Source organism: Secundilactobacillus muriivasis (genome assembly GCF_054785195.1).
On record NZ_BAABMI010000001.1, the window covers coordinates 25,969 to 37,150 of the forward strand.

An 11,182-nucleotide genomic window follows, 5' to 3' on the forward strand; every position below is an offset into this window, starting at 1 on the left:
CCTTTCTAAGTCGTTATTAATCATTATAACTTAGCGGTGAGTAGCGAACTAGTGGTATTTAAAGCGCTCACAAACTACCACATTCCGATTGCTTTCGTCCAGAGGAGGCCACCGCCCAACCAAATCACGTTGAAAATGACACCGATAATGGCACTCAATTTCCACCAATCTTTACTTGAAACATATCCGGTGCTAGAAAGCAATGCAGCTGGACCGGCAGAGTAGGGGGTTGTTGAGAGAAAAATCGACCCCGCAAATGCCAGCATCAAGGCAGCCAATGCCGGTGGGACACCCACGCCTAACGCAACTGACAGGAAACCAGCGTACAACGCCGAAATTTGGGTTGAAACACTTGGAAACATGTAGTGTAAGTAGAAGTAAGCGAGGAACAAAATGACTAACACAATCACCCAGTTCATGCCGTGTAAAGCATTACCCAACGTTTTAGAGAACCAGGGGAAGAAGCCTAACGTCATTAATTTTTGCGACATTAACATGACAACGGACAACCAGGTTAGGATGTTCCAAGCAAAGCTTTCGTTCAGCATATCCTTGGTCGTAATCACCCCAGTGATCAGTAAAATGACAACGGCAATAAAACTAACTTCAGTGGCATCAATGCCAATCTTGGTACCGACTAACCAAAGAATAATTGCTAAGACAAAGGTGACGGACATGATTTTTTCGTTTAACGTCATCTTACCGATTTCAGCTAACTTGGCATCGGCCCAAGCACCGGCGTTAGGAGTTGATTTAACCTCAGGTGGGTAAATTTTGTAGAGGACCAGTGGAATGATTAGGAGACATAAAATGCCAGGTACACTAGCGGCCAAGAACCATTGCATCCAAGAAATCGTAATGCCTTGAGTTTTCGCAAGGCCCAATGCGACCATGTTACCAGCCAGTCCGGTTAAAAACAGACCAGAAGTGACGTTATTAATTTCATATTCATTAAAGATTAAAAATGAACCGAGTTTTCGTTCAGTCCCATCTTTTGGATCCGAACCCATTTCGTGAGCTAAGTTATCAATGATGGGGTACATGATCCCGTTTACTCGGGCGTTGTTACTAGGAATTCCGATGGCAAGGACCGTATCAACGGCCGAAAGTGCATAGGCCAGTCCAAGGGTCTTCTTGCCAAATAGTTTCACAAATAGATAGGCGATTCGCCGACCTAAACCGGATTTAATGAAGCCAGCTGCCATGAACATGCACATGGCAACCATCCAAGAAGTTGAGTTCCCGAAACCAGCGGCAACTTCTTCCATTTTAAAAATACCGAGGACGGTCGCAAGCGTGATGCCAATTAAAGTTGTCGCCATCATGGGCAGTGGTTTCGTCACACAGGCAATAATGGTGGCAACGAAGATCGCAAATAAGTGCCAAGCAACAACCGTAATACCATCTGGCTTTAAGGGGGTTAAAAACCAGATACCGAGACCTAAAACTAATGGTAGAATGAAACCTTTCCATTTCACATTATTCTTCATGGGTTTACTCCTTCGCAGAATGAACTTCTGCCTTAGATTGGAGGCAGTTATCTGAAAGGAATGACGCAACCATCGTCATATATTGAATACCATTTCACATAGCTGTCTGGAAAACCACAACTGCTTTTTTTGAAATTTCATGATTTAACATAACTTTTATTATGAAACTGTCAACTTGTTTTTTGACTTTTAAGTAGGTCATTTAAATCTTGATTGCATGTAAGCGCTGATATAACAATCTTCATGGCTCAATAGCATCGCAAACCGATCACTTAAATATTGATCGATATCATCATCAGTTACCCTTGGATTCACTTAGGATTCATTAATTTATTTTATGGAATTCAAAAAAATAGTTTTGAAATCATTGAGATTTTTTCACGAATGACGTCTTTTTGTTGAAATGTAAGCGCTTATTTTCCTTAGAGTTAACAGCAATCCGGGCACTTTTTTAAATTTTAGCGTTGCATTTTAGATCGGACTGGGTATATTGAGCCTCGTGAACAACCACACGTGCTTTTTTGAAGTTTTGGCGTCACCAATAAAATTTAAAGGACTGTTTGTGATGAAACTAGTAGCGATTGTTGGGACTAATGCTGAAAAATCTTATAACCGAGAATTATTGCAATATATGCAACAACACTTTAGCGAAAAAGTCGACATTGAGGTTGCTGAAATTGCGTCAATACCATTGTTTAATGAACCTGCTCGCGGCGGTGAATTACCGGCGCCGGTTCAAACGTTGAATGAACAGATTACCGCAGCGGATGGGGTGATTATCGGGGTACCCGAATATGACCACGCTGTACCAGCGGCTTTGAAGAGTGTACTGGAATGGTTATCGTATGAGATCCATCCGTTAGCCAATAAGCCAGTGATGATCGTGGGGACATCATTGGGGATTCAGGGCACGTCACGTGCTCAAGATGATTTACGGGCGATTTTAAACGCCCCCGGTGTCGATGCGATTGTGTTGCCCGGTAATGAGTTTATGTTGAGTTTTGCCCCTAAAGCGTTCGATGCACAAGGTGCGCTAGTCGATTCACGGACGGTGAGCTTCTTAGAAAGCTGCTTTGCGCACTTTACCGATATGATCAAAACCCTTACTGGTGGCTCGCAGTTAAACGTTAAGTGGGACGGTCATTACGATGTCGTCGTTTTAGGCTTCGGTGGCGCTGGTGCGACTGCTGCTCGGTTTGCGGCTGATAACGGTGCTAAAGTTCTGGTTGTTGAAGCAGCACCGTTTGGCCGTGAAGGTGGTAATACGCGTTACTCAGCACAACACGTGGTGATGGGGGAGAGTCAAAGTGATTTAAGTGACTACTACCACGCACTGGCTGCGCCATTATCAGTGCCAGAGGATACGTTACAGGCTTACCTTAAAGGCATGAGCCAGATCCCAAGTTACTTCGAAACCTACTTTGGTATCAAAGCCGTTAGCTGGAAATATGATATTAAGCCGGGCGATGCGGTTGCCATCAAAAAGACGATGGCCGAATATCCGGAACTTAAGGGGAGTCAAACGGTTGACTTTGCCCTCGTCCACAAACGGGATAAGGATGCCGGACTCTGGAAGATTTTACGACAACAAGTTTTGGATCGGCAGGATCAAATTGACATCTGGTTGAACTCACGGGCGCAACATTTGATTCAAGAACCCGGTACCGGCGTCATTCGGGGTGTCCAAATCGAACGTGACGGTCAACTGATCAACGTTGCCGCGAAGAACGGGGTTGTTTTAGCCATGGGTGGATTTGAAAACAATCCAGAAATGGTGCAAACCTACCTGCATACCAAGAAATTGACGCCACTTGGCACGTTATATAACCGTGGGGATGGTGTTCGGATGGCCCAAGAAGTTGGCGCTAAGATGTGGCATATGGCCAACTATGAATCACACGGCATTTTGCCAGGTATCACCTTTAAGGAAGCTGAAGGCGAACGTGGGCGTCAAATTGAACACTGGCCAGCTCTGAAGCAGGGGAGTATCTTTGTGATTGCGGATGATGGGACCCGTTACTTCCCAGAAGATGCGCCTCACCGGCATGGTCACATCAGCACGCACGGGTCATGGCTGATTCCGATGCATAACGAGCACCCATACTTGGTCTTTGATCAGGCAAAATACAATGATTTTAAACAAGAACTCGATGATAAGGGACGGTTACCATACCCCGATTTCATGTCGAAACTGGTTAAAGCCGATACGTTAGCTGATTTAGCTGAAAAATTGAGTGTACCAGCGGAGAAGTTGACGCAAACGGTGACTGACTTTAATCAATTTGCCAACAATGGTCGCGACTACGCCTTTGGTCGCCATGCCGACACCATGCGAGCATTTGGCGATGGTCCTTATTATGCGATTGCGGCCGCTAATGACGTGCTTAATACGCAAGGGGGCCCTCAGCGAAACGAGCATGCGCAAATCTTAGACACGAATAACCAACCTATTCCACATCTATATGGTGCTGGCGAATTAGGCGGCATCGTTGCTAACTGCTACCAAGGTGGCGGTAACTTAGCAGAGTGCTTGATTTTTGGTCAGTTAGCCGGTGAAAGTGCGGCTAGCCAAAAATCGGATGCGGATGAGGTTGAAGCCGATAATCTTGGCCACGTAAACGATATTGTCGATAATGAGAGTTTGGCCAATATCAAACTAGCGGCTAACCAATACTTGGGGACATCTAACAGTGGTCTTGGTGGTCGAATCGTGGTTCGAGTCACTTACGCCGATCAACGAATCGAAAACGTTGAAATTGTCCAACACCATGAAAGTGAAGACATTGGTTTGGTTGCGGTTGATCAATTACCAAAAACCATTGTGGCTGAAAACTCAACTGATGTTGATACGATTTCAGGTGCCTCGGCTTCTAGCCGGGCGATTAAAGAAGCCGTGAAGGATGCGTTGACGAAGGTTGGCGAGACGGTTAAAAATTAATTACTAGTCTTCTAGTTATATGATGTTGAAATCGAAAAAGCGACTTGCTGATGTTTGCAAGTCGCTTTTTTGATTGTGGTGGGTAAACTGATTATTCGTCTTCCATATCAGCCAGCCATGGATTTTCACGGTCTGAAATCCAAGAATAGCTGGTAACTTGAGCGTTGTATTCGGCAGCAACTTGATTGGCGATTTTTCGACTTTTGATGATTCGAGCCTGTTCAATATCATCATTGAAGTGGTTGTTGCGGTCGAGGTATTGGTTGTCTTTGAAGATTAAGTTGATCATAATTGTGAGCTCCTTTATGGGTGATTGATGATTAGAAAATGGAGAAGTGAGCGTTCCTGTCCTCTATGCGCCTCGTTCCACGTTCTGTCCTCGAGCTGAAACGCGTTCCACGAAACTGAAAGCTGCACGTAAGGGGCAACCAACATAAAGCCGAAAGCCCACGACTTTCTGTCGGTTGCCCCTTACGTTTCGCTTTCAACCCGTTTCGTTCCACGCTCTACGTACTTTCCCTCACTAACAACGATGCCTCCAACACCTCATGACGCTCCGGTGCATTCTTCCGCGCAATCTTTTCCCTCAGAATCTCACACGCCTCGTGACCAATTTCATAGGCCGGTTGCTTAATGGTGGTGAGCTTTGGTGAGACCACGGTGGCTAAGAAGATGTTATCAAACCCCACCACGGAAAGTTCATCTGGTACCCGCCGGCCCAAGTGTCGGGCTGCCTCCAACGCCGCGATCGCAAAGATATCCGAAGTCGCAAAAATTGCGTCGATTTCGGTACGGGTGCGGAGCAGATCCGTGACTTTCGAAAGGGCTAAATTGTAACGGATGCTGTTAATATGCAGTACTAAATCCGCGTCGAGCGACAGCTGTGCCCGCCGCAGTGCCTGGTTATAGCCAGCTTCCCGTTCTCGAGCATACTTATGATTAGTCGTCGCATTAATGAGCGCAATGTGGCGCCGGCCGATTCGGGTGAGGTAATCGGTCGCTTTTTGTGCTGCAATATCGTCATTGATGCCCACGTAAGACATTTCGGTGTCCTCTAAGTATTCCGAGCACATCACCACCGGAATCTCATGGTTGAGTTGGTAGGCCGTTTGGTTATCCGGCAGGGCGGCCAAGGCGATCACTCCGCAGTAGTTCGCGTCCTTCAACATATTCAAGTAGTAATCAATATTGGTGTCGGTTTCCTTGACCATTAACAGCGCAACGTTGAGGTCGTGGGCGTTGGCCGCATTTTGAATGCCTTCGAGTACCGATGAATTGAATGGGTTGGATAAATTGGGTATCAACACGGCGATGGTGGTGCTCTTAGCTGGCTGGCGGGTGTTTGTGACGTGATAGTCCATCTCCGCCACCAGCGCATCAATCGTGCGTTGAGCGACTGCACTGACGCTGCCGCGATGGCTGATTGCTCGCGAAACGGTGGCGATCGAATAACCGGAGGCGGCAGCGATGTCTGAGAGTGAGGCTGGTTTTCGTTTTCGGCTCATCGAGATCCCTACTTTCGTATTTGCCACTCATTATAGCACGAGTTTTCTAAAAAATACGGTATATATCACGTTATATTGTAAATGTTACACTATATTTTGCAAAAATTACGTTGACTATCATGCTTAATCACTTTATTCTGAGTTTGTAAGCGATGACATTGTTTTGGAAGGAGGCCACGACATGGATGTTGCGGTCATTGGGATCGGCTTCATTGGTAAGCAGCACATCGAGGCGATTCGGCGAGTTCCGGGGGCGCGCCTAGTTGCGGTGTGTGAGCCAAATGAAGCGGTCGCCAAACAACTTAGTCAAGCAATGGAGATTCCCCGGTACTACACGACGGTTGCGGACCTGTTGGCGTCAGAGCCGACCTTACAAGTTGTCCACAACTGCACACCTAGTAGTTTCCACTTTGCGATTAATCAACAACTGATCGCGGCGGGGGTGAACGTCTACTGCGAAAAGCCGTTTACCAGTAACGCCGAACAGTCGGCAACCCTGGCCCAGCAGTTATCAAAAGCCGGCCTCAAAGGCGGTGTTAATTTCAACTACCGGCATAACTTGATGGTAGAAGAGATGCGCGAACGGGTGGTCAGCGGGTCAATTGGGCGACCGTGGTTCGTTAACGCCGAGTACCTGCAAGACTGGTTATTGAAACAGACCGATTACGATTGGCGGGTAGACGCTGAAATTGGTGGTCCCACTCGGGCAATCGCCGACATCGGTTCGCACTGTTTTGATACCTTACAGTACATCTTCAATCAACGCATTGTGAGCGTTGAAGTGAAGCGCCTGCAAGAATACGCCACTCGGTTCCAAAATGGACAAGAAGTACCCGTTAGCAACGAGGATGCGGCCATCATCTTTGTGACCTTTGAAGATGGTTTATCCGGCTTGATTCGGGTGTCACAAGTGACCGCCGGCAAGAAGAACGACCTCCACGTGTTAGTCGAGGGGAGTGAACAGGCGTTGGAATGGTACCAGGAACGACCAGATCGGTTATGGGTCGGTCACCGGGACCAGGGCAACGAAGAACTGTACGCTGCCAGTCAGTATTTACACGGGCAAGCCGCACACGATGCGGAACTACCCAATGGTCACGCGGTGGGGTGGAAGGACGCCTTTACCGCTGGCATTCAAGCCTTTTACGATGACGTTAACGGTAAGCCTAGTGCCGGGTACGTCGATTTCTCAGAAGCAGATTACTTAATGCAGCTGGTTGACGCCTGTGTCGTCAGCGATGCACAACAGCAACCAATTCAACTTCAGGGGTGAACGATATGAAAAAAGGATTACTAGTTAAGTTACTTGGCGTTACCGCACTGGCAGCCACGATGATTGGTCTAGCCGGTTGTAGCAGCTCTTCATCGGACAAAAAATCAAGTGATTCATCAACCACCAGCAGTAAAACCCTCGCCGTGGTGATTCCAAGTTCTGACCACGGTTGGGAAGCCGGCGTGAACTACTACGCCCAACAGCAAGTGAAGAAGTTAGGGCTGAAAAAATACAAGATCGTCACCTCATCATCCGTCAACGAACAAGCGTCTCAAATTGACGACATGATCTCCCAAAAAGTGGGTGCCATCGTGCTCCAACCGCAAACTGACGAAGTCTCGGTAGCCGCGAAGAAAATCGTGACCGCTAAGATTCCACTAGTCGTTTTTGACCGGAAAGTGGACGCCAAATACACTGGTTACGTTGCTGGATCGAACCCTCAAATCGGGCAATTATCAGCTAAGAAGATCGGTGATGCTTTGAAGGGTAAGGGCACGGTTGCTGTGTTGAACGTGCCAAGTTCAGGTTCTGTGAGCGCTGAACGGACAGCCGGCTTTAAGAAGGTTATGAAAGCCAGCTATCCAGACATCAAGTTAGTCAATATGACGGCCGATGACTTCACCCAAGAAAAGGGCTTGAAGGCGGCAACGGATATGCTGCAATCGAACAAGCAAGTTGACGGGATCTTCTCCATCGATGACGAATCATCAATCGGGATCCTACAGGCTGTGAAGGATGCCAAACGAACGGACATCAAGATCATCTCTGGTGCCGGTGGTGACCAAGCCTACTTCAAGCAAATTAAAGCGGGCGGCGACATCACTAAGTTCACGGCGACTTACTCACCAGCTATGATTGGCGATGCCATCAAGCTGGCAAACAAGGCCATGAACGGGAAGACTATCAAAAAAGACACCATTATTGCGCCAACCATCGTCACGAAGAGTAACGTTGCTAAATTCTTAGATGCTAAGTCACCATACTAAAGGTCGGTGAAACGAATGACTGATGTCGTTAAGATGCGCCAAATTGAAAAAGCCTTCGGGGCCAACGCCGTACTTAAACGGGTTGATTTTACGCTGGCAACCGGGTCAATTCACGCCCTATTAGGTGAGAACGGGACGGGGAAAACCACCCTGATGAACATTCTCACCGGCGTGTATACCAGGGATCAGGGTGAGATTGAAATTGATGGCGCACCAGCGACACCGGTCAGCCAGCAACAGATCGCCTTTATCCATCAGGAACTCTCGCTGATCAACGATTTAAGCGTGTACGAGAACCTGTATTTAGGCCACGAACTCAAACGCCACGGGTTGTTACGGCAGCGGGAAATGATTGCGACGGCTCAGCAGTTTGTGGACCAAGTCGGTATCGACCTTGATGTGACGACCATGGTGCGCGACCTTAATCAGTCCTATAAGCAGATCACCGAAATCGTGCGAGCGTTGATGCGCGATGCCAAGGTGATCATTATGGACGAACCCACGACGTCACTAACAGACGTTGAAATTAACGACGTGTTCAAGATGATGCGCGCGTTGCGTGATCAAGGGGTTAGCTTAATCTTTATCTCGCATAAACTTAACGAGGTGCTAGAAATTTGCGATACCTACACGATCATGCGTGACGGGGTCGTGGTGAATTCGGGACCGGTCACGCCAGACTTAACCGAAGTTCAATTGAGTAATCAGATGGTGGGCAAGGAGTTGGCAAACAGTGACATCTATCAGCCACGACCACTGGGTAAGCCGATTTTAACCTTGAAAGGTCTGACGAAAGCGCGGGAATTTCATAACGTGGACTTGGTTGTTCATCGTGGTGAGATTATCGGCGTGACGGGCTTGCTGGGCGATGGCCGGAGTGAACTTTTCAGTGCCGTTGTCGGCGCAACGCCGTTTGATGCCGGGCAGGTTTTGGTTAACGAAAAGCCGGTTCGGATCCGGACCACCGCGGATGTAAAGCGGTACGGGATCGCCTATTTACCGAAGAATCGCAAGGAAAACGGTATCGTGCCCGATCTCAATATCGAAGAAAACATGACCTTGCCGATTTTGGGGCGATTATCCCATGGTGGGCTGATCCACCGGCGACAACTGGCGACCACTGTTCAACGCTACGTCAAGCAAATCAACATTAAGGTGGCGGATGTCAAAGACGTCATCGGGTCACTCTCTGGGGGTAATCAGCAAAAGGTCTTGTTGGCTAAAGCGCTCTGCACCAATCCCAACGTGGTGATCTTGGATAACCCGACGCAGGGGGTCGATGTGGGTGCGAAAGCCGAAATCTACCACCAAATCATGGATTTGGCGAAAACGGGCATCAGTTTCGTGATTCTGACCAGTGAAATTGCGGAGATTCAACAGCTTTGCGACCGAGTTTACGTCATGACCCACGGTGAGATTCGAGCGGAACTGCCACACGACGCCATCAACGAACGTGACATCATGTTGGTGGCGACCGGTGGGCAATTAGATTAGGAAGGTGAGCTTATGATAGACACGCAGGACACTTCAGCACCTCAGCACAAACAACGCAGCCTGAAGGGATTGATCGCGGACTATAGCGCTATTTTTGCCTTCTTGATCCTGTTCATCGTGGCGGTGCTCCTCAAAGGATCGATTTTTCTCAGCGTCAGCAACATCATGAATATCTTAATGAACAACTCGATCATCGGCATCATCGCCCTGGGCATGACCTTGGTGATCATCACGGCGGGCATCGACCTAGCCGTGGGCTCCCAGATGGCCGCCACTGGCCTGATTGCGATGACGATTTTAAATGCCACGCAGAGTATCTTCTTGGCCATCGTGGCAGCCGTGTTTGCGGGACTGGTCTTTGGGGCGATTACTGGCGGCTTGATTTCAAAATTTGGCGTGCCAGCCTTCATCGTGACCCTAGGGACCATGCAGATCTACCGGTCCGTCTCCGAATACTACTTTGATGGTGGTGGGGTGTTGGCCTCGGGCAAGTCGGCGAGTGCCTTTACCGCCATTGCCAATACCAAGTTGTTTGGTGTCATTCCGATGCCGATGATCTACTGGTTTGCGCTATGTATCATCATCAGCATCATTGCGCGACGGACGGCGTTTGGCCGCCACGTGTACGCGATTGGGAGTAATAAACGCGCTAGTTTCCTATCAACGATCAACGTTAATCGGGTGCTATTACTGGTGTACGCGTTATCCGGCGTGCTAGTTGCCTTGGCCTCAATTATTGAAGCCTCACGGTTAGGTAGTATGAACTCCGCGTCTTCCGGGAGTGGTTACGAAATGGATGCGATTGCGGCTGTTGTGATTGGCGGGACATCGATGGCTGGTGGCCGTGGGACGATTTTAGGCACGGTATTTGGCACCCTGACCCTCGGCATCATTAATAACCTGATGAACTTGTTGGGGGTACCGTCGTTTTTGGTGGGCGCCATCAAAGGAATCATCATCATCGGCGCGTTGCTGATTCAGCGGTCGGTGTCGAAGGACGAAAGTTAGGGGTGGCGGAATGAAATTAGGGTTGTTGAGTGCGATTTTAGAAACGATGTCGTATGAAGAAGTCATTGATTACGTGGCCGCTCGCGGGTTAAGCTGTGTTGAATTGGCTGCATGGCCCAAGGGGGACGGTGCCCGCCGGTATGCGGGCGTCTCCCACGTTGACGCCGAAAGCTTAACACCAGCTAGAGCGGAGGAAATGCGCGGGTACGCTGCTGAACGGCACGTTGAAATTTCGGCGTTGGGATATTACCCGAATCCGTTATCAGCGGATACTGAAGTTGCCGAAACGGCGATTGCACACCTTTACCGGGTTATTGACGCCGCTCAGATGATGGGCGTGCCGCTGGTGACGACCTTTTTGGGCCGTGACCAGTACCGAACCGTGGCGGACAACCTCGACTTAGTGGCTACCGTGTGGCCACCGATTATTGAGTACGCTCGGGATCGGGGGATTCGAATCGGCATCGAAAACTGTCCAATGCTGTTTA

9 protein-coding genes are annotated in these 11,182 nt (G+C 48.6%); 6 read left to right on the forward strand and 3 right to left on the reverse strand.

All coding sequences use genetic code 11. From position 1 onward, the window contains the following. Positions 1 to 74: 74 nt before the first annotated feature. Complete coding sequence (locus ACYVR3_RS00085) at positions 75 to 1,490, reverse strand: DASS family sodium-coupled anion symporter (protein ID WP_461242608.1); 1,416 nt, start codon at positions 1,488 to 1,490, stop codon at positions 75 to 77. Between the two features lie 565 nt (positions 1,491 to 2,055). On the opposite strand from ACYVR3_RS00085, the gene ACYVR3_RS00090 reads away from it, so the two are divergent. Next, entirely contained in the window at positions 2,056 to 4,428 is a 2,373-nt protein-coding gene (locus tag ACYVR3_RS00090) for an FAD-binding protein (RefSeq protein WP_461242609.1), read from the forward strand. A 91-nt stretch (positions 4,429 to 4,519) separates the two neighbouring features. Here ACYVR3_RS00090 and ACYVR3_RS00095 read toward each other — a convergent pair whose 3' ends face one another. Further along, complete coding sequence (locus ACYVR3_RS00095; RefSeq protein ID WP_461242610.1) at positions 4,520 to 4,717, reverse strand: hypothetical protein; 198 nt, start codon at positions 4,715 to 4,717, stop codon at positions 4,520 to 4,522. A 217-nt stretch (positions 4,718 to 4,934) separates the two neighbouring features. After that, positions 4,935 to 5,933: a LacI family DNA-binding transcriptional regulator gene (locus ACYVR3_RS00100; RefSeq protein ID WP_461242611.1), complete on the reverse strand. Its 999-nt coding sequence runs from the start codon at positions 5,931 to 5,933 to the stop codon at positions 4,935 to 4,937. Between the two features lie 181 nt (positions 5,934 to 6,114). Here ACYVR3_RS00100 and ACYVR3_RS00105 point away from each other — a divergent pair, with 181 nt between their 5' ends. From ACYVR3_RS00105 to ACYVR3_RS00125, 5 genes are all read left to right on the forward strand, one after another. Then, the gene (locus ACYVR3_RS00105) at positions 6,115 to 7,206 is read left to right on the forward strand and encodes a Gfo/Idh/MocA family protein (RefSeq protein WP_461242612.1); all 1,092 of its coding nucleotides are present in this window, start codon (positions 6,115 to 6,117) and stop codon (positions 7,204 to 7,206) included. A 5-nt stretch (positions 7,207 to 7,211) separates the two neighbouring features. After that, entirely contained in the window at positions 7,212 to 8,192 is a 981-nt protein-coding gene (locus tag ACYVR3_RS00110) for an ABC transporter substrate-binding protein (RefSeq protein ID WP_054734684.1), read from the forward strand. Between the two features lie 15 nt (positions 8,193 to 8,207). Next, positions 8,208 to 9,686, forward strand: coding sequence for a sugar ABC transporter ATP-binding protein (locus ACYVR3_RS00115; protein WP_461242613.1), 1,479 nt, complete (start codon positions 8,208 to 8,210; stop codon positions 9,684 to 9,686). Positions 9,687 to 9,698: 12 nt separating this feature from the next. Next, on the forward strand, positions 9,699 to 10,694 hold the full coding sequence (locus ACYVR3_RS00120; protein ID WP_461242614.1) for an ABC transporter permease: 996 nt from the start codon (positions 9,699 to 9,701) through the stop codon (positions 10,692 to 10,694). Between the two features lie 10 nt (positions 10,695 to 10,704). Next, on the forward strand, positions 10,705 to 11,182 hold a 478-nt coding region (locus ACYVR3_RS00125; RefSeq protein WP_461242615.1), incomplete at its 3' end, for a sugar phosphate isomerase/epimerase family protein.

Excerpts from the sequence above, each read along its gene's own strand:
- ACYVR3_RS00110 (WP_054734684.1), top strand. The coding sequence starts at position 7,212 with ATGAAAAAAGGATTACTAGTTAAGTTACTTGGCGTTACCGCACTGGCA.
- ACYVR3_RS00090 (WP_461242609.1), top strand. The coding sequence starts at position 2,056 with ATGAAACTAGTAGCGATTGTTGGGACTAATGCTGAAAAATCTTATAAC.
- ACYVR3_RS00115 (WP_461242613.1), top strand. The coding sequence starts at position 8,208 with ATGACTGATGTCGTTAAGATGCGCCAAATTGAAAAAGCCTTCGGGGCC.
- ACYVR3_RS00105 (WP_461242612.1), top strand. The coding sequence starts at position 6,115 with ATGGATGTTGCGGTCATTGGGATCGGCTTCATTGGTAAGCAGCACATC.
- ACYVR3_RS00120 (WP_461242614.1), top strand. The coding sequence starts at position 9,699 with ATGATAGACACGCAGGACACTTCAGCACCTCAGCACAAACAACGCAGC.
- ACYVR3_RS00100 (WP_461242611.1), bottom strand. The coding sequence starts at position 5,933 with ATGAGCCGAAAACGAAAACCAGCCTCACTCTCAGACATCGCTGCCGCC.
- ACYVR3_RS00085 (WP_461242608.1), bottom strand. The coding sequence starts at position 1,490 with ATGAAGAATAATGTGAAATGGAAAGGTTTCATTCTACCATTAGTTTTA.
- ACYVR3_RS00095 (WP_461242610.1), bottom strand. The coding sequence starts at position 4,717 with ATGATCAACTTAATCTTCAAAGACAACCAATACCTCGACCGCAACAAC.